Source organism: Protaetiibacter larvae, assembly GCF_008365275.1.
In the GTDB taxonomy this organism is placed as follows: domain Bacteria; phylum Actinomycetota; class Actinomycetes; order Actinomycetales; family Microbacteriaceae; genus Homoserinibacter; species Homoserinibacter larvae.
Genome location: NZ_CP043504.1, coordinates 1,876,100 through 1,898,548 on the forward strand (window position 1 = coordinate 1,876,100; position 22,449 = coordinate 1,898,548).

The 22,449-nt window shown below is 72.5% G+C and carries 19 protein-coding genes; all 19 read right to left on the reverse strand.

Going from position 1 to position 22,449, the window contains the following annotated elements; translation table 11 throughout:
* Nucleotides 1–14: 14 nt before the first annotated feature.
* Nucleotides 15–2,303, reverse strand: a complete 2,289-nt coding sequence (locus FLP23_RS08885; RefSeq protein ID WP_149325530.1) for a hypothetical protein — start codon at nt 2,301–2,303, stop codon at nt 15–17.
* 52 nt (nt 2,304–2,355) lie between these two features.
* A complete protein-coding gene (gene rpe, locus FLP23_RS08890) occupies nt 2,356–3,024 on the reverse strand; it encodes a ribulose-phosphate 3-epimerase (RefSeq protein WP_149325531.1) in 669 nt (222 codons plus the stop codon).
* Nucleotides 3,021–4,400: an RsmB/NOP family class I SAM-dependent RNA methyltransferase gene (locus FLP23_RS08895; protein ID WP_149325532.1), complete on the reverse strand. Its 1,380-nt coding sequence runs from the start codon at nt 4,398–4,400 to the stop codon at nt 3,021–3,023. The genes rpe and FLP23_RS08895 overlap by 4 nt, the downstream gene beginning before the upstream one ends.
* Entirely contained in the window at nt 4,397–5,314 is a 918-nt protein-coding gene (gene fmt, locus FLP23_RS08900; RefSeq protein ID WP_149326259.1) for a methionyl-tRNA formyltransferase, read from the reverse strand. The genes FLP23_RS08895 and fmt overlap by 4 nt, the downstream gene beginning before the upstream one ends.
* Before the next feature lie 38 nt (nt 5,315–5,352).
* The gene (locus FLP23_RS08905; RefSeq protein WP_149325533.1) at nt 5,353–7,332 is read right to left on the reverse strand and encodes a primosomal protein N' family DNA-binding protein; all 1,980 of its coding nucleotides are present in this window, start codon (nt 7,330–7,332) and stop codon (nt 5,353–5,355) included.
* Nucleotide 7,333: 1 nt separating this feature from the next.
* On the reverse strand, nt 7,334–8,530 hold the full coding sequence (metK, locus tag FLP23_RS08910; RefSeq protein WP_246139945.1) for a methionine adenosyltransferase: 1,197 nt from the start codon (nt 8,528–8,530) through the stop codon (nt 7,334–7,336).
* A gap of 83 nt (nt 8,531–8,613) precedes the next feature.
* Nucleotides 8,614–9,807 (reverse strand): bifunctional phosphopantothenoylcysteine decarboxylase/phosphopantothenate--cysteine ligase CoaBC, encoded by a 1,194-nt coding sequence (gene coaBC, locus FLP23_RS08915; protein ID WP_149325535.1) that lies wholly within the window; start codon nt 9,805–9,807, stop codon nt 8,614–8,616.
* 27 nt (nt 9,808–9,834) lie between these two features.
* The gene (gene rpoZ, locus FLP23_RS08920) at nt 9,835–10,089 is read right to left on the reverse strand and encodes a DNA-directed RNA polymerase subunit omega (protein ID WP_120763469.1); all 255 of its coding nucleotides are present in this window, start codon (nt 10,087–10,089) and stop codon (nt 9,835–9,837) included.
* An 11-nt stretch (nt 10,090–10,100) separates the two neighbouring features.
* Nucleotides 10,101–11,006 (reverse strand): guanylate kinase, encoded by a 906-nt coding sequence (gmk, locus tag FLP23_RS08925; protein ID WP_149325536.1) that lies wholly within the window; start codon nt 11,004–11,006, stop codon nt 10,101–10,103.
* A gap of 2 nt (nt 11,007–11,008) precedes the next feature.
* Nucleotides 11,009–11,827, reverse strand: coding sequence for an orotidine-5'-phosphate decarboxylase (gene pyrF / locus FLP23_RS08930; protein ID WP_149325537.1), 819 nt, complete (start codon nt 11,825–11,827; stop codon nt 11,009–11,011).
* Nucleotides 11,824–15,117: a carbamoyl-phosphate synthase large subunit gene (gene carB, locus FLP23_RS08935; protein ID WP_149325538.1), complete on the reverse strand. Its 3,294-nt coding sequence runs from the start codon at nt 15,115–15,117 to the stop codon at nt 11,824–11,826. The genes pyrF and carB overlap by 4 nt, the downstream gene beginning before the upstream one ends.
* Nucleotides 15,118–16,260 carry a glutamine-hydrolyzing carbamoyl-phosphate synthase small subunit gene (gene carA / locus FLP23_RS08940; RefSeq protein WP_149325539.1) on the reverse strand — a complete coding sequence of 381 codons (1,143 nt, stop codon included), beginning with the start codon at nt 16,258–16,260 and terminating at the stop codon, nt 15,118–15,120.
* The gene (locus tag FLP23_RS08945) at nt 16,257–16,808 is read right to left on the reverse strand and encodes a PH-like domain-containing protein (protein WP_149325540.1); all 552 of its coding nucleotides are present in this window, start codon (nt 16,806–16,808) and stop codon (nt 16,257–16,259) included. The genes carA and FLP23_RS08945 overlap by 4 nt, the downstream gene beginning before the upstream one ends.
* Complete coding sequence (locus FLP23_RS08950) at nt 16,801–18,111, reverse strand: dihydroorotase (RefSeq protein ID WP_149325541.1); 1,311 nt, start codon at nt 18,109–18,111, stop codon at nt 16,801–16,803. The genes FLP23_RS08945 and FLP23_RS08950 overlap by 8 nt, the downstream gene beginning before the upstream one ends.
* Nucleotides 18,108–19,067, reverse strand: coding sequence for an aspartate carbamoyltransferase catalytic subunit (locus FLP23_RS08955; protein ID WP_149325542.1), 960 nt, complete (start codon nt 19,065–19,067; stop codon nt 18,108–18,110). Before FLP23_RS08955 ends, FLP23_RS08950 begins: the two co-directional genes overlap by 4 nt.
* Complete coding sequence (gene pyrR / locus FLP23_RS08960; protein ID WP_149325543.1) at nt 19,064–19,615, reverse strand: bifunctional pyr operon transcriptional regulator/uracil phosphoribosyltransferase PyrR; 552 nt, start codon at nt 19,613–19,615, stop codon at nt 19,064–19,066. The genes FLP23_RS08955 and pyrR overlap by 4 nt, the downstream gene beginning before the upstream one ends.
* A 70-nt stretch (nt 19,616–19,685) precedes the next feature.
* Nucleotides 19,686–20,516 carry an ABC transporter permease gene (locus tag FLP23_RS08965; protein ID WP_149325544.1) on the reverse strand — a complete coding sequence of 277 codons (831 nt, stop codon included), beginning with the start codon at nt 20,514–20,516 and terminating at the stop codon, nt 19,686–19,688.
* 19 nt (nt 20,517–20,535) lie between these two features.
* A complete protein-coding gene (locus FLP23_RS08970; RefSeq protein ID WP_149325545.1) occupies nt 20,536–21,564 on the reverse strand; it encodes an aliphatic sulfonate ABC transporter substrate-binding protein in 1,029 nt (342 codons plus the stop codon).
* Between the two features lie 53 nt (nt 21,565–21,617).
* Nucleotides 21,618–22,418, reverse strand: coding sequence for an ABC transporter ATP-binding protein (locus tag FLP23_RS08975; protein ID WP_246139946.1), 801 nt, complete (start codon nt 22,416–22,418; stop codon nt 21,618–21,620).
* Between the last annotated feature and the right edge of the window lie 31 nt (nt 22,419–22,449).

The following is a 22,449-nucleotide window of genomic DNA, read 5'->3' on the forward strand; positions in this document are numbered from 1 at the left end:
GGCGGGGGCCCGCGTCAGGCGGGCGGCCGCAGGTACGAGACGGTGAGGATCGACTGACCCCAGTACGCGCCGGTCGCCGTGTTCACGAGCCACACCCGGATCGTGTACCCCGTCGCGCTGTTCTGGGCGGGCGTCGTCCACTCACGGGCGGATCCGCTGCCCGAGTCGCCGGACCCCGTGAGCGGCGTCCAGGCACCCACTCCGCTCGCGGTGCGCTGCTGGACCTCCCAGTCGTAGCGCACCGGCACGCCGATGGTGCCGGCGTTCGAGTTGACCACGAGCACCACCCGGTCTCCCGGGCCGACGACTCCCCCGTTCGGCAGCGGGGTCCCGTCGTATTTCGCGGCCGTGATCGGGGTGAGGGTGAGCGTCGGGGTCGGCGGCGCGGCGGCCACCACGACGGTGATGCTCGCGGACGCGTGCTTGCCGTTCGGATCGGTGACGGTTCCGGTGATCGTGTGGGTGCCGGTCTGCGTGAAGTCGACCCGGAAGTCGCACGCGCCGGTGCCGAGGTCGGTGATCGGCAGGGGCGAGGACCACGTCATCGTCCCGCAGTTGCCGATCACGAAGGGCACGGGCGAGGTCATGACCGCCCGGAGGTAGCCCGAGCCGCCCTGGGTGCCGCTCAGCTGGGTCGTGGCTTGGAAGGCGGCGCCCTTCTGCACCTGGAACGTCAGGGTGGGATCACCGGAGAGCGCTTTCACGGTGACCGTCGCCGTCGTGGTCGCTCCGTCGAGGTCCGTCGCGGTGGCCGTGATGAGATGCGTGCCAAGCGACAGCCCGGGCACATCGAGCGGCACCGTGTTGGTGCTGTCGCCGAGCTCGCCGTCCCGGTCGCTCGTCCAATGGATCGGGAGCGCACCGTCTTCGAGATCCATCGCGTCACCGATGAAGCGCGGACCTGCCGCGCCGGTGACACCGGGGTAGACCGCGCCGGCGACGTGCAGCTGGATCGTCGGGGCCTGGTTGGCGGCGCACGAGAGGTCGACGGACTTCTCATAGAGCGACTCCGGGCCCCACCGCAGGTGCTTGATCTTCAGGTCGACGTCGAGGCTCGCGCCGAGGTCCACACCGCCCGTGAGGCACCACACGGGCTTCTCCGGCGCGGCCTTGCCCTCCAGGGAGAGCGAGAGATCCTCGACGAGGGCGGGACCCACGATGCCGTACAGCAGAAGCGCCTGACTGGCCTCGAGGCTCAGGCGGGCGCTGAGGCGGCCGCTGCCCGCCGCCGACTCCGAGCCGAACTCCATCGAGTTCGCCTTCACGGCGTAGAACCCGTCGTTGTAGCCGATGCCTGCGGTCACGCTGCCGTGCTGGGAGGCGCCGAAGCTCATCCCCGCCACGATCGACCCCGATGCGGTGAGCGCGAGACGAAGCTGCGGCACGAGGACCACCGGGACGGGGCCGATCCAGAAGCTGATGGGCGAGAGATCGATCGCGCCGAGCTCCGTGCGCGCCTCGATGGTGCTGCCCGAGCCGACCGTGATCGCGGCGGACGCGGTCTCGCTCGCCGTGCAGCGTGCGTCGAAGTAGATGCCGTTCGGGTAGACCTTGTGGCCGGCGAACTTCTGCCAGGTGAGGCCGCCGTAGGCCCCGCAGGTGAGGCCCAGCTCGACGGTGCCGGTCGCGTGGACTCCCGCGACCAGGTCGACGTCGATCGTCAGCGGGAGGGAGCCCCCCACCTCCTTGGCGCGCGCCGTGCCCGGCTGGCCCGGTGCCCCGCCGGCGGCGTTCGGCCGGACCCCGAGCGTCACCCCGTCGGCGAGATCGGTGCTCACGACGTCCGCGGCGCCGAAAGCGCGCTCCACGAGGAACTCTCCCTGCACGAGGGCGTCCCCCAGACTCGCCTCGCTCGCCTGCACGGTCGTGCCCGCGATCGCCGTCACCCGCGCGAGCAGCCCCGCCGGGGTGCTCGCGGTCACACCGGCGCCGAGGACCGCGCCCACCTCGAGCCCGTCGGGCAGACGCGCGAAGGCGAGCTCGAAACGGCACGGCGGGCGCTGGGCGCTCCGGGCGTCCGGCGCGGTGCGGCATTCGGACTCGTTGAGGATGCGCACCCCGTCGAGCCCCCGGGTCTCCTCCTCGTCGAGCGCGCGGAACTCGGGCTGGGCGACCGCCTCGATCCCGAGCAGGGCGGGCAGCCCGAGCGCCGAGTCCGGGTCGGCTGGAAGCTGACCCGCGGCGATCACGCCGTCCGCGGCACGCTTCGCGGTCAAGGGGGCGCAGGCGACGAGCGCGGTGCCCGCGAGGGCGAGGATCAGGGCGGTGGCGAGGGCGCGCGGAAGCACCCGATGGCTCGGCATGGCCGGAGTCTAGGAACGCTCGAGGCCGACCGGTATGGGGGTTGCGGGGTATTCAGCCGTGCCGGTGGACCGCGGCCGCCGTCTCCCGCAGTGCGGCGATCGCGGCGTCCGGGTCGGCTGCTCCGTAGACGCTGGAACCGGCCACGAAGGTGTCGGCGCCGGCCTCGGCCGCGATGCCGATCGTCTCCGGGGCGATGCCGCCGTCCACCTGCAGCCACAACTCGATGCCGTGGCGCTCCGCCGCGGCGCGCAGGGTGCGCAGCTTCGGCATCATGTCGGCCATGAAGGCCTGCCCGCCGAAGCCGGGCTCGACGGTCATGACGAGCACCTGGTCGAACTCCGGCAGCAGCTCGAGGTACGGATCGACAGCGGTGCCGGGTTTGAGGGCGAGGGCGACGCGGGAGCCGATCTGCCGGATGCGCCGGGCGAGCGCCACCGGGTCCTGGGCGGCCTCGGCGTGGAAGGTCACCGAGAACACCCCGAGCTCCGCGTAACCGGGCGCCCAGCGGTCCGCGTCCGTGATCATGAGATGCACGTCGAGCGGCAGCGCCGAGACGCGCTGCAGCGCCTCGACCATCCGCGGGCCGAAGGTGAGATTGGGCACGAAGTGGTTGTCCATGACATCCACGTGCACGCCGTCCGCCGTGCCGACGCGCTCGAGCTCCGACTGCAGATTGGCGAAATCGGCGGACAGGATGCTGGGCTGGATGCGCGCGGTCACGCCTCGACCCTAGTGAGCAGTTGGATGAACATGGCGTCGGTGCCGTGGCGGTGCGGCCACAGCTGCGCAGACGGCGCGGGGGGCAGCCCGAGCGGCGCGCGCGCGATCCCGGTCACGACGGCCGCGGTGTCGACCGTGCGCAGCGCGTGGTGCCTGGCCAGCGCGGCGTCCACCTGCTCGCGGGTCTCGGCCGGATGGGGCGAGCAGGTCACATAGGCGAGGAGGCCACCCGGGGCAAGGGCGCCGACGGCCGCGTCGAGCAACTGGGCCTGGAGGGCCACCAACTCGGACAGATCGCTCGGCGACTTGCGCCAGCGCGCCTCCGGACGCCGGCGGAGCGCGCCGAGGCCCGTGCAGGGGGCGTCGAGGAGGATCCGGTCGAAGCGCTCCCCCGCTGCGCCGAAACGTCGCCCGTCGCCCACCACCACCTCGGGTGCCGCCTCGCCGAACACGGCGAAGGCGTTGCGCACGAGCCCCGCGCGCGCCGGGACGAGCTCGTTCGCGAGCAGCCGGGCCCCGCCGAGAGCCGCCTCCGCGGCGAGGACGGCGGCCTTCCCGCCCGGCCCGGCGCACAGATCCAGCCAGCGCTCGCCTGCCCGGACCGGGCGTGCGCGGCTCAGGGCGAGCGCGGCGAGTTGCGAGCCCTCGTCCTGCACGCGCACCCGCCCGGCCGCGACCTCGGGGATGCGGGCGGGATCCCCGCCCGCGCTCCGGAGCGCGATCGGCGAGACGACACCCGTCGAGAACGGGCTGTCCGGGTCCGCGATCAGAACGTCGGGATCCTGCAGGCCGGGCAACGCGGCGAAGGCCAGTTGCGGTGACGCGTTGTCGGCGGCGAGAAGCTCGGCCAGCTCGTCGGCGGCGCCCTCGAGGGCGAGGGCGGCGCGCACGGCGTCGACGATCCAGACCGGATGCGAGTATTCGACGGCCAAACGGTCGCTCCCGTGGCGGTCCGCGAGCACCCGCTCCCGCCACCCCTCGCCCGAACGGCGCGCGATGGTGCGCAGCACCCCGTTCACGAAACCCGCCGCCGACGACACCCGGGCACGCCGGACCAGCTCCACCGACTCGTCGGACACCGCGTACGCGGGGACGCGCATCGACAGCAGCTGGTGCGCGCCGAGCCGCAGGATGTCGAGCACGGGGGGATCGATCCGCGACACCGGGCGACGCGCGGCGTCCGCGATCACCGCGTCGTAGTAGCCCTGCATGCGCAAGGTGCCGTAGACGAGCTCGGTGGCGAACCCGGCATCCGCGCCATCCAGCCGCGCCTCACGGATCCGCGCGGGCAGCAGCAGGTTCGCGTAGGCGTCGCTCTCCCGCACCGCCGCCAGGACCTCGACGGCGAGCTGACGCGCGGGTTGGACCCTGCTCACGAGAACTCCGTCGGCCGCGCTGCCGGCCGTCCGCGCCACCAGTCGATGGCCGGCATGGCCCGCTTGCCCGCCGGCTGCACCGTGACCAGCTGGATCGGATCGGTGCCGGTCCCCACCTGGACGGCCCCATCGCGCAGCGTCACGAGACCTGGCGGCAGCGCGGGGGCCCCGTGCGCGATGGCGGCCTCGTGGATCTTGAACCGCTCGCCGTCGAGCACGGTCGTCGCACCCGGCTCGGGGGTGACCCCGCGGATGCGGGAGTCGATGCGGCGGGCGGGCCGAGTCCAGTCGAGGCGCGCGTCGTCGAGGGTCAGTTTCGGCGCGAGGGTGACCTCGCCCTCCTGCGGGCGGGCGATCGCGCGTCCGGCGGCGATGTCGTCGACCACGACGCTCAACAGCTCGGCGCCCGACTCGCTGAGCGAGGCCAGCAGGTGTCCGGCGGTCTCGACCCGGCCGATCGCCACCGGCCGCTGCGCGAACACGGGACCGGCATCGAGCTCGGGGACCAGCTGGAACACGGCCGCGGCCGTGGCCTCGTCCCCCGCGATGATCGCGTGCTGCACCGGGGCCGCGCCGCGCCAGCGCGGCAGCGCGGAGAAGTGCAGGTTGATCCAGCCGTATCGCGGAGCGCTCAGCACGGGCTCCCGGATGAGCCCGCCGTACGCGACCACGACACCCAGCTCGGCATCCAGGGCGAGCAGCTCGTCCTCGACCGCCGACACGCGATTCGCGCGGATGACCGGCACCCCCGCCGCTTCGGCGAGCTGCGCCACGGGCGTCGGGGTGAGCACGCGCTTGCGGCCGACCGGCGCATCCTCGCGCGTGACGACCGCGACCACCTCGTGGGGCCCGTCCAGAAGCGCTCGAAGGCTCGGCACCGCGGCGGCGGGGCTTCCGGCGAACACGATGCGCAGCGGGGTCACCCCTCGATTCTGCCGCGTGCGGGCGGTGGTCAAGACTCCTCGAACGGCGCGGGATCGTCGAAGTGCGCACGCAACGGCAGCGGCGCCCGCCCGGTGCGCGGAGCTCCCGGCACCGGTTTGCGGCGACTCGCGGCCTGCCGCACGACCTCGGCGCGCACCGCGCGGGCCACGGCCGCCCCCGCCGCGTAGTCGAAGCGGATGATCGCCCGCGAACGCCCCTCGACGGCACGCTCGCCGATCACCTCGGCGCCCGCGGGCAAGGCGGCACGCGCGGCGGCCACGGCGTCGGGCAAGCCCTCGAGGGTCGCGACGCGCATGGCGGGCGGGAAGCCCAGTGCACGCCGATCGGCCAGCTCCGCCTGCGCGAAGGCCGTGACATTGCCCGTCGACAGGGCCGCGGCGAGACGTCCGCCGACACCCACGAGCATCACCGGTGCGCCATCCGCCGCGAGGGCCGCCGCGTCGGCCCACCAACGCAGGCAGTCCTCGGCGATCCGCAGCGTCTCGCGGGCGACCATCCGCTCGCCGTCGAGCAGCAGCACGGCGCGATACCCCCGCGCCGCGATCGGCTCGGCGCCGCGGGTCGCGACGACGAGCGCCGGTCGCTCATCCACCTCGAGCACGCGGTGCTCGCCGTCCGCGACGACGACCCGCGTGCCGGGGAACGCGCGGCCCAGCTCGTCCGCGGTGCGCGTGGTGCCCGCACCCACCCGGGTGAGGCGCGAGGCGCGGCACTCGACACAGCGCCACCCGGGCTCGGCGACCCCGCACCACAGGCAGGTGGGCGCCGCGGCCACCCGTGTCTGCTGCAGGGGCCCGCCGCAGCGTCGACAGCGCGCCGGCGTCCCGCACTCCGCGCAGCGCAGACCCGGGGCGTAGCCCGGTCGCGCCACCTGCACGAGCACCGGGCCGCTCGCGAGCGCTGCCGACGCCTCCCGCCAAGCGAGACTCGGGATGCGCGCGTGCTCGTCGGACGCCGCACCCGGCGCGTGCGCGGTCGCCACGACGCGCGCGCGGCGCGGTCGTTCTGGGCCGAGTTCGCCGAGCCAGCCGAGCTCGACGAGACGCTGCACCTCGGTCGTGCGGGTGTGACCGGCGAAGACGAGCGCACCGCCCTGCTGCTCCTGGCGGACCAGGGCGGCGTCGCGCGCATGCACGTACGGCGTCAGGGGCTCGTGCAGCAGGGGGTCGCCGTCGTTCCACACCGCGAGCAGCCCGAGGCGCGTCGCGGGGGCGTACACGGCCGAGCGGTTGCCCAGGATGACGACGGGCGAGGACCCCATCGCGCGGAGCATGCCGCGGTAGCGTTCGGCGTCGCTCTGCGCGGAGTCGTAGCGCACCATCCGGTCGTCGGGCAGCAGCGCCGCGAGGGCGGCCTCCAGTTGCCGGGCATCGCGATGATCGGGTGCGACGAGGATCGCGGAGGCGCCCTCGGCGACCGTGCGGGCGGCGAGCTGCGCGAGCGCGACCGCCCAGCGCCCCACCCAGACGCCCGCCTGCGACACGACCCCGGGGTCGACGGCGAGGGCGACACGGCCGCCCGCGAGCAACTCGACGATGTCGGAGTCGCGGTAGCCGTCGACCCGCGTCGGGCGGGTCTCGAGCGGCGCCGGTTCGACCGCGCCCCGCGCGCGCGCGGCGAGCCAGCTCTTCTCCACGCGCACCTGGCGTTTCGGGATCGCGAGGCGCAGCACGTCGATCGCCGACCCTGCGGCGCGATCGGCGACGGCGCGCGCGAGCCGCCACACCTCGGGGCGCAGCACCTCGGCGGAGGAGACGAGCGCCTCGACGTCGCTGAGCGGCCCGGGGTGCTCCTGCTGTACGGCGAGCTCGACCACGAAACCCTGGGCCATCCGCTGGGCGCTCCGCAGCGGCACGCTCACCCGCACACCGGGCACGACCCCCTCCATCCCGGCGGGGATGCGGTAGTCGAGCAGCCGATCCAGCTGCGGGAGCGGGGTGTCGAGGATGACGCGCGCGATCGTCGGCGGGGCCGGGACCGCCGGCATCTCAGAGCCCGGCGGCGGTGCGGAGCTCGTCGACGCGGTCGAGACGCTCCCAGCTGAACTCGGGCAGCTCGCGGCCGAAGTGCCCGTAGGCGGCGGTCTTGGCGTAGATCGGGCGCAGCAGTTCGAGGTCGCGGATGATCGCAGCGGGGCGCAGGTCGAACACCTCGCGAATCGCCTTCGTGATCGCCTCATCCGGCAGCGCGCCCGTGCCGAAGGTCTCGACGTAGAGCCCGACGGGTGCGGCCTTGCCGATCGCGTAGGCGATCTGCACCTCGAGCCGATCGGCGAGCCCCGCGGCGACCGCGTTCTTCGCGACCCAGCGCATCGCGTAGGCCGCCGACCGGTCCACCTTCGACGGGTCCTTGCCCGAGAAGGCCCCGCCGCCGTGACGAGACGCCCCGCCGTAGGTGTCGACGATGATCTTGCGACCGGTGAGACCGGCATCGCCCTGCGGTCCGCCGATCTCGAAACGGCCTGTCGGGTTGATGTAGCGGGCCGCCTGCTCCCAGGGGAGTCCGGCGCGCTCGAGCACGGGGCGCACGACGAGCTCCAGGAGCTCGGAGCGCAGCTGCTCGTTCGAGACCTTCGGCGAATGCTGTGCGGACAGCACGATCGCCTCGATCGACCTCGGGACGACGCCGTCGTATCCGACCGTGACCTGGGTCTTGCCGTCGGGGCGCAGGTAATCCACCTCGCCGCGATGACGCACCTCGCTGAGCCGTTCCGCGAGGCGGTGCGCGAGCCAGATCGGCAACGGCATGAGCTCGGGGGTCTCGCGCGTCGCGTAGCCGAACATGATGCCCTGGTCGCCGGCACCCTGACGATCGAGGTCGTCGACACTCGATCCCTCGCGGGTCTCGAACGCGTCGTCGACGCCCTGGGCGATGTCGGGCGACTGCCCGCCGATCGACACCGACACCCCGCAGGAGCGCCCGTCGAACCAGACGTCCGAGGAGTTGTAGCCGATGTCGGTGATCGTCTTGCGCACGAGTTGCGGGATCTCGACGTAGCCCGTCGTGGAGACCTCCCCCGCGACGTGCACGAGCCCCGTCGTGACCAGGGTCTCGACCGCCACCCGCGCGTGCGGGTCGACGGTGAGCAGCGCGTCGAGGATCGAGTCGCTCACCTGGTCGCAGAGCTTGTCGGGGTGCCCTTCCGTGACGGATTCCGAGGTGAACAGGCGCAGAGAGGAGCTCACGGACAGTCTTTCGGTCGAGTCGTCGAGGTCGGGCGCACGAACCCGCTCGAGCATGCCTCCAAGGACACGCCTGCCGGGGTCGTTCAGGGAAGCAGATCCAGGATCGCGTCCGCGACCTGGCGCTTGCTTCCGCTCGCCTCGGTCACTATATCGCCGCCCTTCGACACCACGACGATGGCGTTGCTCTCCGTGGCGAAACCCTCGGTCCAGCCGACCCTGTTGACGACGAGAAGGTCGACGCCCTTGCGTGCGGCCTTCGCGCGTCCGAGCGCCAGGAGCGCGTCGCGGTCGGGCTCGGTCTCGGCGGCGAAGCCGATCACGGTCCTGCCGTCGCGCCCCGGCGTCGCGGTGAGCTCGGAGAGGATGTCGGGGTTGCGGACGAGGCGCAGCACGAGCTCCTCCCCCTGCGCCTCCTTCTTGATCTTGGCGTCGGCGACGGTCTCGGGGCGGTAGTCGGCGACCGCCGCCGCCATGACGACGACATCCGCTGTCGCGCCCTCCGCGAGCACGGTCTCGCGCAGTTCCCGCGCGGTGCCCACCTCGCGCACCGTCACGCCTTGCGGCGCCGGGATCTCGAGGTGCGCCGCGACGAGCACGACCTCCGCGCCGCGGGCGGCCGCCGCCGCGGCGATCGCGACGCCCTGTCGGCCGCTCGAGCGGTTGCCGATGAAGCGCACCGGGTCGAGCGGCTCGCGCGTGCCGCCGGCGGTGACGAGCACCCGCCGCCCGAGGAGATCGCGCGGCCGGACGACCGCGAGGGCGGCATCCACGATCTCCACCGGCTCCGACATGCGTCCCGGACCGCTGTCGTTCCCGGTCAACTGCCCGGACGCGGGGCCGACGACGTGGACCCCCCTGCGCTCGAGAGTCGCGATGTTGTCGCGGGTGGCCGGGTTCGCCCACATCTCCGTGTGCATCGCGGGGGCGACGACGAGCGGCGCCGTCGAGGCGAGGATCGTGGTGCCGAGCAGGTCGTCGGCGAGGCCGGCCGCGAGCTTCGCGATCGTGTTCGCGGTCGCCGGGGCGACCACGATCAGATCCGCCGACTGGCCGAGGGCCACGTGCCGCACCTCGGCGACACCGTCGAACAGTTCCGTCTCGACCGGGTTGCGGCTGATCGCCTCGAGCGTCGGGCGGCCCACGAATCGCAGAGCCGCCGGGGTCGCGACGATGTGCACGTCGTGCCCGCGCAGCACGAACTCACGCGCCACTCCGACGGCCTTGTAGGCGGCGATGCCGCCGGAGATGCCGACGACGATCCGCAACGCCTCGGTCATGGGCGCGGATTCTCCCGGAGTGCGGGACTACTCGGCGAGCGGCGTGAGGACGAGCTTGTCCTCGTTGATCTCGTGGAGCGCCACCGACAGCGGCTTGTCGTCGATCGTGGAGTCGACGAGCGGCCCCACGTTGTCGAAGAGCGAGCCCTCGTGGAGGTCCGCGTAGTAGTCGTTGATCTGGCGCGCGCGCTTCGAGGCGAAGATCACCAGCTGGTACTTCGAGTCGACCTTCGACAGCAGTTCGTCGATGGGCGGGTCGATGATGCCCTTGTTGTCGGCCATTCCGGCTCTCCTCACGATCTCGTGCGCGCGGATGGGGCTCCGGGCACTGCCAGCAATTCTACGACCTCCTGCGCCGCCCGGCCGACGTCGCGGTTGACGACCTTCACGTCGAACTCGTCCTGGGCGGCGAGTTCGATGCGCGCGGTGTCCAGTCGCCGGCTCTGCTCGGCGGCGTCCTCGGTGCCGCGACCCGTGAGCCGGCGCACGAGCTCCTCCCAGCTGGGCGGCAGCAGGAAGACGAGGAGGGCCTCCGGCATGGCCGCACGCACGGCGCGTGCGCCCTGGAGATCGATCTCGAGCAGCACGCTGCGCCCCTGGGCGAGCGCCGCGTCGATCGGCGGCCGGGGCGTGCCGTAGCGGGAGGCGTTGTGCACGGTCGCGTACTCGAGGAAGTCCCCGCGCTCGATCATCGCGTCGAAGTCCTCGTCCGTCACGAAGTAGTAGTGCTCGCCGTCGACCTCGCCCGGTCGCGGTGCACGCGTGGTCGCCGACACGCTCAGCAGCACATCCGGATAGTGGTCGCGGATGTAGGTCGAGACGGTGCCCTTGCCGACCGCCGTCGGCCCGGCGAGCACCACGAGGCGGCTGACCGGCCGGCTCGGGGCGCCCTCGCGAGCCTCGAGCCACTCCCGCAGGCGTTCGCGCTGGCGCGAGCCGAGGCCGCCGACGCGCTTGGCGTCCGCGATCCCGAGCTCCGCCATGATGCGCGCGACGCGGGTCGCCCCGATCCCGGGGATGCTCGTCAGCAGCTCACGCACGCGCAGCGAGCCTTCGGGGGTCGTCGGGTCGGCCCAGGCCGTCTCGGCGACGTCGAGCGCGCGCCGGAGCCGGTGGTGCACGGCCTGCTTCACAGCCGCGCGGGCGCGACGCGCAGCGATCGCCGCCCGTCCCGCTGCGGCGCGATCGACGTCCGGCATCCTCACCTCGGCCACGCGGCGACCTCCCGACGCGCGGCGTCGATCGCCGAGGCGATCCCGGCGGGACCGGCACCGAGCACACTGCGCGACACGGTGGGGAGCACGGAGCCGAGCGCGTCGCCGAACAGCGCCGGTGCCTCCGGCAGCAGCGCACCTTGAGCACCGAAACCGGGGGCGAGAACGGGCACGGGCACGAGCTGCTCGCGCCGGATGCCGAGCTCCGCGAGATCCACGGTGGCTCCGACGACCACGCCCACCTCCCCCGCGTGCTCCCCCGCGTGCCGCAGCAGCTGCGCGGCGACCGTCTCGCCCTGCGCGTCCCGTGCCGTCTGCACCTCGGCGCTCTCGGGATTCGAGGTGGCGGCGAGCACGAACACGCCCTTGGCTGCGGCGCGGGCACGTGCGATGACACCGTCGAGCGAACCGAAGCCCTGGTAGGCGACGGCGGTCATGGCGTCGGCCTCGAGCGGAGATCCGGGAGTCAGCCAGGCCTCGCCGTAGGCGTCGACGGTCGAGCCGACGTCCCCGCGCTTGACGTCGGCGATCACGAGCAGCTCCGCCGCACGGGCGGCGCCGAGCACCTCCTCGAGGGCGGCGTATCCGGCCGCCCCATGCCGCTCGAAGAAGGCGATCTGCGGTTTCACGATGCCGACCCGGGCCGCGGCGGCCTCGACGACCCGCAGCCCGAACTCGCGCGCCCCCGCGGCGTCGTCCCCCAGGCCCCACGTCGCGAGGAGCGGCGCATGCGGGTCGATGCCGACGCACAGCGGACCGTGCTCGGCGACGACGTCGGCGAGGCGAGCGCGAAATCCGCCGCTCATCCGGCCGCCCGCTCCGCGCGGTCGGCGGCGTACGCCTGCAGGCTCCGCACGCGCACGGGGGCGTTCCGCGCCTCGAGCGAGCCCACCGCGGCGCCCACCTGGGCGATCGTGGTGAACAGCGGCTTGTCGGCGGCCACCGTCGCCGTGCGGATCTCGACCCCGTCGGCGCGGGCGCTGCGCCCGCTCGGCGTGTTGATGACCACATCGATGCGACCCGCGTTGATGAGGTCGACGATCGTCCCCTCGACGCCGCCCTGCCCCATCGAGTACTTGCGGACCGTGGTCGCGCGGATGCCGTTGCGGGCGAGCACCTCCGCCGTCCCCTCGGTCGCCACGATGTCGAAGCCCAGTTGCGAGAGGCGCAGCACGGGCAGCACGACGGCGCGCTTGTCGCGGTCGGCGACCGAGACGAACACGGTGCCGGACTCGGGCAGCCCGCCGTACGCGGCATCCTGGCTCTTCGCGAAGGCCCGCGGGAAGTCCGCGTCGATGCCCATGACCTCGCCCGTGGAGCGCATCTCCGGCCCGAGCACCGAGTCGACGACGTGGCCCTCGCGGGTGCGGAAGCGCTTGAAGGGCAGCACGGCCTCCTTGACCGAGACCGGGGAGTCGAGCGGCACGTGCGCACCGTCCGTCGCGGGCAGCAGACCGTCCGCGACGAGCTCATCGATCGTGCGGCCCGCCATCATGAGCGCGGCGGCCTTCGCGAGCGGGATGCCGAGCGCCTTCGACACGAAAGGCACCGTGCGGCTCGCCCGCGGGTTGGCCTCGAGCACGTAGAGCACGCCCGCGCCGATCGCGAACTGCACGTTGAGCAGGCCGCGCACGCCGACGCCCTCGGCGATCTTGCGCGTCGCGTCGACCACACGGTCCAGCACGTCGCGGCCGAGCGTCACGGGCGGCAGGGTGCAGGCCGAGTCGCCGGAGTGCACGCCCGCCTCCTCGATGTGCTCCATGATCCCGCCGACGTAGAGACGCTCGCCGTCGTACAGTGCGTCGATGTCGATCTCGAGCGCGTCGTCGAGGAAGCGGTCGACGAGGAGCGGCGAGCCGGGCCCGATGATGGCCTGGTCGCGCACCCGGTCGAAGTAGTCCTCGAGGCTGGGGGTGTCGTAGACGATCTCCATGCCGCGCCCGCCCAGCACGAAGCTCGGACGCACGAGCACCGGGTAGCCGATCCCCTCGGCGACCGCGACGGCGCTCGGTGCGTCGGTCGCGGTGCCGTTGCGGGGCGAGATGAGTCCCGCGCGGTCGAGGATCTGCGAGAACAGCCCGCGCTCCTCGGCCAGGTCGATCGCGCTCGGGCTCGTGCCGAGAATCGGGACGCCGGCCGCCTCGAGTCCCTTCGCGAGCCCGAGGGCGGTCTGCCCGCCGAGCTGCACGATGACCCCGACGAGCTCACCCGACTGCGATTCGGCGTGGATGACCTCGAGCACGTCCTCGAGGGTGAGCGGCTCGAAGTACAGCCGGTCGCTCGTGTCGTAGTCGGTCGAGACCGTCTCCGGGTTGCAGTTGATCATGATCGTCTCGAAGCCGGCGTCGTGCAGCGCGAAGCTCGCGTGCACGCAGGAGTAGTCGAACTCGACGCCCTGTCCGATGCGGTTCGGGCCCGAGCCGAGGATGACGACCTTGCGCTTCTCGCTCGGCGCGACCTCGGTCTCCAGGTCGTAGCTCGAGTAGTGGTACGGCGTGAGAGCCGGGAACTCGCCCGCGCAGGTGTCGACCGTCTTGTAGACCGGCCGCACCCCGAGCTGCCAGCGGAGGTTGCGCACCTCCTGCTCCGCGAGGCCGCGCAGCTGGGCGATCTGGGCGTCCGAGAAGCCGTGGTCCTTCGCGATCCGGAACAGGCGCTCGTCGAGCGGGCGCAGGCTCGCGATCTCGTCGGCGACCTCGTTGATGAGCACGATCTGGTCGAGGAACCAGGGGTCGATGCCGGTCGCGGCATAGAGCTCCTCGACGGTCGCCCCCGCGCGCAGCGCCTGCTGCACGGTCACGATGCGGCCGTCGGTCGGCACCTTCGCGGTCTCGATCAGCTCCGACTTGGGAGCCAGGTGCGCGTCCCAGTGGAAGCTCGATCCGCGCTTCTCGAGCGAGCGGAGCGCCTTCTGCAGCGCCGTCGTGTAGTTGCGCCCGATCGCCATCGCCTCGCCGACCGACTTCATGGTCGTGGTGAGGGTGGCGTCCGCGGAGGGGAACTTCTCGAAGGCGAAGCGCGGAACCTTGACGACGATGTAGTCGAGGGTCGGCTCGAAGGAGGCGGGCGTGACCTTCGTGATGTCGTTGGGGATCTCATCCAGCCGGTACCCGATCGCGAGCTTCGCGGCGATCTTGGCGATCGGGAATCCGGTGGCCTTCGAGGCGAGCGCCGAGGAGCGCGAGACGCGCGGGTTCATCTCGATCACGATGACGCGCCCCGTGTCGGGGTGCACGGCGAACTGGATGTTGCAGCCGCCCGTGTCGACGCCGACCGCGCGGATGATGTCGATGCCGATGTCGCGCAGCCGCTGGTACTCGCGGTCGGTGAGGGTGAGGGCGGGCGCGACCGTGATCGAGTCGCCCGTGTGCACGCCCACCGGGTCGACGTTCTCGATCGAGCACACCACGACCGTGTTGTCGGCCGTGTCGCGCATGAGCTCGAGCTCGTACTCCTTCCACCCGAGGATCGACTCCTCGAGCAGCACCTCGGTGGTCGGCGACTGGTGCAGCCCGTCGGCGACCATGCGTTCGAGCTCCTCGCGGGTGTGCGCGAAGCCCGAGCCGAGGCCGCCCATCGTGAACGAGGGGCGCACCACGAGCGGGTAGCCGAGGTCCTCGGCCGCCTCCACGGCCGCCTCGAGGGTGTGCACGACGTGCGAGCGGGCGACGTCCGCCCCCGCCTCGATGACGAGGTCCTTGAAGAGCTGGCGGTCCTCGCCCTTCTTGATCGCCTCGACCTTGGCGCCGATGAGCTCGACGCCGTACTTCGCGAGGATGCCGGCCTCGTCGAGCGCGATGGCCGCGTTGAGCGCGGTCTGCCCGCCGAGGGTCGGCAGCACGGCGTCCGGGCGCTCCTGGGCGATGATCGCCTCGAGGATCTCGGTCGTGATCGGCTCGATGTAGGTCGCGTCGGCGAAGTCGGGGTCGGTCATGATCGTCGCCGGGTTGGGGTTGACGAGGATCACCCGCACGCCCTCGGCGCGCAGCACGCGGCAGGCTTGCGTGCCGGAGTAGTCGAACTCGGCGGCCTGCCCGATCACGATCGGGCCGGACCCGATCACGAGGACGCTGGAGATGTCGGCTCTCTTGGGCACTTAGTTCTTCTTCGCGAGGTCGGCCACGACGAGGTCGCGGAAACGGTCGAACAGGTAGTTGGCGTCGTGCGGACCGGCCGCCGCCTCCGGGTGGTACTGCACCGAGAAGGCGGGGATGTCGAGGGCCCGCAGACCCTCCACGACTCGGTCGTTGAGGCCCACGTGGCTCACCTCGAGACGGCCGTAGCCGTTCGGGCTCTCGATGACGCCCTCGAGCGGGGCGTCGACCGCGAAGCCGTGGTTGTGGGCCGTGATCTCGATGCGGCCGGTCGCCTTGTCGAGCACGGGCTGGTTGATGCCGCGGTGCCCGAAGGGGAGCTTGTAGGTCTCGAGGCCGAGGGCGCGGCCGAGCAGCTGGTTGCCGAAGCAGATGCCGAAGAACGGAAGCCCCTCGTCGAGCACCCCGCGCAGCAGCTGCACGTGGTCGCCCGAGGCGGCCGGATCGCCGGGACCGTTCGAGTAGAACACCGCGACCGGCTCGATCGCGAGCAGCTCCTCGAGGGTGACGTCCTGCGGCAGAACGTGCACCTCGAAGCCGCGCTCGGCGAGGTTGTCGATCGTGCGCTGCTTCACCCCGAGGTCGAGCACCGCGAGATTGCCGAGCCGTTCGCCGACCGCGGGGGTGACGGTCGCGCTCGACACCGAGACCTCCGCCGAGAGGTTCAGGCCGGCCATCTGGGCGCCCGAGCGCACGATCGCGAGCTGCTCGTCCGCCGCCAACGCGGTGTCGGCACCCGAGAAGATCCCGGCGCGCATGGCGCCCGCATCCCGCAGTCGGCGGGTGAGGGCGCGCGTGTCGATGCCGCTGATGCCGACGATGCCGTTCCCGGCGAGGTCGTCGTCGAGGCTGCGCGTGGCACGGAAGTTGGAGACCACGCGCGAGGGGTCGCGCACGACGTAGCCCGCCACCCAGATCCGGCGCGATTCGGGGTCCTCGTCGTTGACCCCCGTGTTGCCGATGTGCGGGGCCGTCTGCACGACGATCTGACCCGCGTAGCTGGGGTCGGTGAGCGTCTCCTGGTAGCCGGTCATCCCGGTCGCGAACACGGCCTCGCCGAGGGTGCGCCCGCGGGCGCCGTAGGCGCTCCCGGAATAGCGCGTGCCGTCTTCGAGCACCAGGACCGCGGGTTCGCTGTCGATCATGCGGTTGCCTCTCCTGAGGGGTCGGTGGGCGCGTTCTCGCGCCGTGCGGCCGCGGCCGCGGTGGGGGAAAGCTCGGTGAGCTGCGCGAGCAGCCGGTCGGGGTCGGCCGAGCGCAGGTAGCTGTCGACGGGTGTCTCGCCGAGCACCCAGCGCACGAAGACCAGGCCGCCCTCCTCCACGCCCTTGTCGATCGCCCAGCTCGCGAGCCCGACGCCGCGGATGTCGGCGAGCGGGATGAACGCGCTCGGCCGTCCGGCGAGGGAGAGCACGATGCCGCCGCGGGCCAGCACGAGCTCCGCCTGCGCCCGGAAGCCGAGACCGCCCACCACGACCCGCTCGAGCGGCTGCTCGGCCAGGGTCGTGGCGACGTACAGCGCCCGTTCGCGGGCGAACTCCTCGCCGATCTCGGCGGGCGGCACGGGGACGACGTCGAGGGCCGCCTGGCGCTTGCGACGGTTCCGCCAGCCGAGCCACATGAGCACGAGCGCGAGGATGAGCATCCCCGCCACGATGAGTGCGGGCCAGAATCGGGCGAACTCCTCAGCCACGGGACACCTCCTCGGCGGGCCGCAGCTCGCCGTCCAGCACGGTCGGCACGCCGCCGTGGATCGTCGCGACCACCCGACCGGGCAGCTCCCGGCCGAGGTAGGGCGAGTTGACGCCCTTGCCGTGCAGGCTCGACACCGCGAAGACGCTGTGCGCGGCGGGGTCGACGAGCGTCAGGTGCGCGGGGCTCCCGGGCTCGAACGGCGCGTCGTAGCCGCCCAGGCGGCCGATCTCGGCGGGTGCCTTCGACAGCACGCGGGCGACATCCGCCCAGCCGAGCAGTCCCGTGTCGACCATCGCGGCCTGCACCACGGAGAGGGCGCTCTCGAGTCCGACCATCCCGAAGGAGGCCTCCTGCCAGGCGCACTCCTTCGTCTCGACCGGATGCGGGGCGTGGTCGGTCGCGACGATGTCGATCGTGCCGTCCACGAGCGCGGCACGCAGCGCGTGCACGTCCTCGTCGCGACGCAGCGGCGGGTTCACCTTGAAGCGCGCGTCGTAGCCGCGTGCCGAGTCCTCCGTGAGGAGCAGGTGGTGGGGGGTCACCTCGGCGGTCACGCGGATGCCGCGCGCCTTCGCCCAGCGCACCACCTCGACGCTGCCGGCCGTCGAGACGTGGCAGACGTGCAGGCGCGCGCCGACGGCGTCCGCGAGCAGCACGTCGCGGGCGATGATCGCCTCTTCGGCGACGGCGGGCCAGCCGGCGAGCCCGAGCTCGGAGCTCAGGGCGCCCTCGTTCATCTGCGCGCCCTCGGTGAGCCGCGGCTCCTGGGCGTGCTGGGCGACGACGCCGTCGAAGGTCGAGACGTACTCGAGCGCGCGACGCATGAGCAGTGCGTCGTGGACGCACTTGCCGTCGTCGCTGAACACCCGCACCGCCGCCCGCGAGAGCGCCATCGCGCCGATCTCGGCGAGCCGCTCCCCCGCGAGCCCCTGGGTGACGGCGCCGATCGGGCGCACGGTCGCGTAGCCGTGCTGAGCCCCGAGCGACGCGACCTGCTCGACGACGCCCGCGGTGTCGGCCACCGGCGAGGTGTTCGCCATCGCGTGGACGGCCGTGAAGCCGCCCGCCGCCGCCGCGCGCGTGCCGGTGAGGACCGTCTCGCTCTGCTCGAAACCGGGCTCCCGCAGGTGGGTGTGCAGGTCGACGAGTCCGGGCAGCGCGACCAGGCCGTCGGCGGCGATCGTGCGCGCGCCCGCACGGCTGAGACCCGCGCCGCGCTCGGCGACGACCCCGTTCTCGACGAGCAGATCGGTCGTCGAGCCGTCGGGGAGCGTCGCCCCCCGGATGAGGATCGACGTCATGCCGCGACCTCCCGCGGATCAGCACCTGAGAGCACGAGGTAGAGCACCGCCATCCGTATCGACACCCCGTTCGTGACCTGGTCGAGGACGACCGACCGCGGCGAGTCCGCGGCGGACGCGGAGATCTCGAGGCCGCGGTTCATGGGTCCGGGGTGCATGACCATGGTATCCGCGGCGAGACGCGCGAAGCGCTCGTCGCCGAGCCCCCAGCCGGTCGAGTATTCGCGTTCGTGGGGGAAGAAGGCGGCGTGCATCCGCTCCTGCTGCACGCGCAGCATCATGAGCGCATCGGGGTGCGCGTCGATCGCCGCATCGAGGTCGGTGCCGACCGTGACGGGCCAGCTCTCGACCCCCGCCGGCAGGAGAGTGCGCGGGCCGACGAGGTGCACCTGGGCGCCGAGCGCGGTCAGCAGCCAGACGTTCGAGCGGGCGACCCGCGAGTGCAGGATGTCGCCGACGATCGTCACGCGCAGGCCGTCGAGGTCGCGCCCGCGCGAGGCGGCGCCGTGCAGCGTCTTGCGGATCGTGTAGGCATCCAGGAGCGCCTGAGTGGGGTGCTGATGGGTGCCGTCGCCCGCGTTCACGACCGCCGCGTCGATCCAGCCCGACTCGGCGAGCACCTGGGCGGCACCCGACGCGGGATGCCGCAGCACGACCGCGTCGACGCCCATCGCCGCGATCGTCTGCGCGGTGTCCTTGAGGCTCTCCCCCTTCGAGACGCTCGAGCCTTTCGCGCTGAAGGTGATGACGTCGGCGGAGAGTCGCTTGGCGGCGGCCTCGAAGCTGAGGCGCGTGCGGGTGGAGTCCTCGAAGAAGAGGTTCGCGACGGTGCGGCCGCGCAGGGTCGGAAGCTTCGGCACGGCGCGGGTCGCGACATCCGCCATGTCCTCGGCGAGATCCAGGATCGCGATCGCCTGGGCCCGCTCGAGGCCGATGGTCGACAGCAGATGCCTCATGCGCTCTCCCCCTCCGCGTCGCCCTCGATCGTCACGGCGTCCGCGCCGTCGGTCTCGACGAGTTTGACGAAGATCCGCTCGACCGCCGCCGTGGGCAGGTTCTTGCCGACGAAGTCGGCCCGGATCGGCAGCTCGCGGTGACCGCGGTCGACGAGCACCGCGAGGCGCACCGCGCGCGGCCGTCCGAGGTCGCCGATCGCATCGAGGGCGGCGCGGATCGTGCGACCCGAGTAGAGCACGTCGTCCACGAGCACGACGGTCTTGCCGTCGATGCCGCCCGCGGGCAGCCGCGTCGGGCTCGGCGTGCGGGTGGGATGGCGGTCCAGGTCGTCGCGGTACATCGTCACGTCGAGCGCGCCGACCGTGCCGGCACCCGGCTCGATGCGATCCAGGAGCGTCGCGATGCGTTCCGCCAGCACGGCACCGCGCGTGGGGATGCCGAGGAGGACCAGATCCGAGCCGCCGCGATTGGACTCGAGGATCTCGTGCGAGATGCGCGTGAGCGCGCGCGTGATGTCAGAGCTCTGCAGCACCGTACGTGCCGGCATTCTGACCTCCTTCCCCGCCTCTCGGGACGGACTTAAAGGATGTCTGGGTGCCTCCAGCATAGCGCGCGGATCAGCCCCAGCGGCGGTTGAGCCACCTCTCGAGCAGACCGATGAGCGCATCCGTGGCCTTGCCGAGGATGGCGAGCACGATGATGGCGAGGAAGATCCGGTCGACGCGGCCGTTGTTGCCCGAGTCGATGAGCAGGAAGCCGAGCCCCATCGAGCTCGAGAGCAGCTCCGCCGCGACGAGGAACAGCCACGACTGGGCGAGGGCGAGCCGCAGCCCGCTCACGAGTGCCGGGATGACCGCGGGCAGCTGGACCGCGGCGAGCAGACCGAGCGGCTTCAGTCCATACGCCCGGCCCACCTCGACGAGCTGCGGATCGACGTGCCGCAGGGCGATCGAGAGGGTCGTCAGCACGGGGAAGGCGGCGCCGATCGTGATGAGGATGATCTTCGGGGGCTCGCCGATGCCGACGTAGAGCACGAGCAGCGGCACCCAGGCGAGCGAGGGCACCGCGCGCAGCGCCCCGATGGTCGGCGAGAGCAGCACGCTCGCGGTCTTCGAGAGGCCGATGAGCGAGCCGAGCACGATCCCGATGAGCGAGCCGAGCGTGAAGCCCTGCAGGACGCGCTGCGTGGAGATCGCGATGTCGCGGGACAGCTGACCGGACGCTCCGAGATCCGCGGCGGCGCGCACCACATCCGCGGGCGAGGGCAGTCGGTACGCGGGGACGTCGGTGAACTCGGTCACCGCCCACCACGCGGCGAGCACCGCGAGGGGCAGCAGGGCGCCCCCGACGACGGGCCACCACCCGCGCTCGCGCAGGGCGCGCGAGCGCGCCGGTGAGGCGGCCCCCGTCGCGGGGGCCGCCTCACCGGTCGTCTGGCTCGCGCTCATGTGCTCGACTCCGAGTCGCTCAGAGCGCCCTGGGGTCGGCCTTCTCGGCGTACGAGGGCTCGAGCAGGGTCGAGAGCGCCTTGTCGATGGACGCCTGGTCGGCGACGTCGCCGCTCTCCACGAAGATCGGGCCGATCACCGACAGCACATCGAGCTGGGCCTGCCCCGGGACCGGGTCGACGCCGAGGTTCGTGCGGTCGGCGATCACCGCGGTCGCGACGGCGATGTCGATGCCCGCGACCTCGGCGAGGATCGCCGCGGTCTCCTCGGGGTTCTCCTGGGCCCAGGCGCGCGCCTTCTCGTAGGCGTTCACGACGAGCTGCGCAAGGTCGGGGCTCTTCGTGAGGAACGACTCGGTGGCGTTGAGGAAGCCGTAGCTGTTGAAGTCGATGTTGTCGTAGATGATCTTCGTCGCACCCGACTCGACGCTCGTCGACAGCAGCGGGTCGAGCCCCGACCACGCGTCGACGGCGCCCGCTTCGATCGCGGCTTTGCCGTCGGCGTGCTGGAGGTTCTCGACCGTCACCTCGTCGAGCCCGACGCCCGCCTCGGCGAGCGACTGGAGCAGGAAGAAGTAGGGGTCGGTGCCCTTGGTCGCGGCGATGTGCGTGCCGCGCAGCTCCTCGACGGAGGAGATCGATGAGCTCGACGGCACGAGGAGTGCGGCCCAGTTCGGCTGGCTGTAGATGTCGATCACCTGGATGGGCGAGCCGTTCGAACGCGCGAGCAGCGCCGCCGAGCCGGCGGTCGACCCGACGTCGATGGCACCGGCACGGAGCGCTTCGTTGGCCTTGTTGGAGCCGGCCGACTGCACCCAGTTGACGGTCACCTCGTCGCCGAGCGCCGCCTCGAGCCAGCCCTGGTCCTTGATGATGAGGCTCAGCGGGTTGTAGGTCGCGAAGTCGATGTTGAGCACCGAAGCGCTCCAGCCGGTGCTCCCCGCAGCGGCGTCGGCCTCGACGGGCGCGCCCTCTCCGGCGACGCAGCCGGTCAGCGCGAGCGCTGCGGCGGTAGCGGCCGCGGCGGCGGCCAGGATGCTCTTCTTCATGGTGGGGGATTCCTCCAGTGCTGTGTGGGGGCGGTGCGGGATGGGATGGTCGGTCAGGGGTGGTGCGTGTCGACGCCGAGCAGCGTCAGGAGCTCGGCGCGCACGTCGGCCAGCTCGGCGTCGGTGCGATCGCGCGGGCGGGGCTTGTCGACCTCGAGCACCCGGCGGATCGTGGCACCCGGTTCGCCGCCATCGGCGCCCAGGAGGACGATCCGGTCGGCCAGCTGAAGGGCCTCGTCGACATCGTGGGTCACGAGCAGGATCGTGGCGGGCTCGGCGGCGTGCACCTCGAGGAGCAGATCCTGCATCGTCAGTCGGGTGAGCGCGTCGAGAGCGCCGAACGGCTCGTCGAGCAGCAGCACGCCGGGGTTGCGGGCGAGCGCGCGCGCCAGGGATGTGCGCTGCGCCATGCCTCCGGACACCTGACGCGGGCGCAGAGCACGCGCGTGGTCCAGTTGGACCAGACGCAACAGTTCGGCCACCCGCTCGCGTCCCGCCCGTCGATCGGTGCCGCGGGGCAGACCGAGCTCCACATTGCGTTCGATCGTGCGCCAGGGCAGCAGCCGCGGCTCCTGGAAGGCGACCGCGCAACGCTGGTCGACCGGCGCCACGGCTTCCCCGTCGATCGCGACCTCGCCTGCGTCCGCACGATCCAGGCCCGACACGAGCCGGAGCAGCGTCGACTTGCCGCAGCCGGAGGGGCCGAGCAGCGCCACGATCTCCCCCGCGCCGATCTCGAGGTCGATGCCGCGGAGCACGATCCGATCCGCGCCATCCGGGCTGGGGAATCGACGTACGACATCCCGGACGCGCACCGGCAGCGCGGGCGCAACGGAGACGTCGGCGATGGTCACCCGCTCGACCGTAGAGAAGCCCCCGAAGGCA

What these genes read in the sequence shown, in the direction of transcription:
- FLP23_RS08885 (WP_149325530.1), bottom strand. Translation starts at nt 2,303, where the DNA reads ATGCCGAGCCATCGGGTGCTTCCGCGCGCCCTCGCCACCGCCCTGATC.
- FLP23_RS08905 (WP_149325533.1), bottom strand. Translation starts at nt 7,332, where the DNA reads ATGCCGGCGGTCCCGGCCCCGCCGACGATCGCGCGCGTCATCCTCGAC.
- coaBC (WP_149325535.1), bottom strand. Translation starts at nt 9,807, where the DNA reads ATGACCGAGGCGTTGCGGATCGTCGTCGGCATCTCCGGCGGCATCGCC.
- rpoZ (WP_120763469.1), bottom strand. Translation starts at nt 10,089, where the DNA reads ATGGCCGACAACAAGGGCATCATCGACCCGCCCATCGACGAACTGCTG.
- gmk (WP_149325536.1), bottom strand. Translation starts at nt 11,006, where the DNA reads ATGCCGGACGTCGATCGCGCCGCAGCGGGACGGGCGGCGATCGCTGCG.
- pyrF (WP_149325537.1), bottom strand. Translation starts at nt 11,827, where the DNA reads ATGAGCGGCGGATTTCGCGCTCGCCTCGCCGACGTCGTCGCCGAGCAC.
- carA (WP_149325539.1), bottom strand. Translation starts at nt 16,260, where the DNA reads ATGATCGACAGCGAACCCGCGGTCCTGGTGCTCGAAGACGGCACGCGC.
- FLP23_RS08950 (WP_149325541.1), bottom strand. Translation starts at nt 18,111, where the DNA reads ATGACGTCGATCCTCATCCGGGGGGCGACGCTCCCCGACGGCTCGACG.
- FLP23_RS08955 (WP_149325542.1), bottom strand. Translation starts at nt 19,067, where the DNA reads ATGAGGCATCTGCTGTCGACCATCGGCCTCGAGCGGGCCCAGGCGATC.
- pyrR (WP_149325543.1), bottom strand. Translation starts at nt 19,615, where the DNA reads ATGCCGGCACGTACGGTGCTGCAGAGCTCTGACATCACGCGCGCGCTC.
- FLP23_RS08965 (WP_149325544.1), bottom strand. Translation starts at nt 20,516, where the DNA reads ATGAGCGCGAGCCAGACGACCGGTGAGGCGGCCCCCGCGACGGGGGCC.
- FLP23_RS08970 (WP_149325545.1), bottom strand. Translation starts at nt 21,564, where the DNA reads ATGAAGAAGAGCATCCTGGCCGCCGCCGCGGCCGCTACCGCCGCAGCG.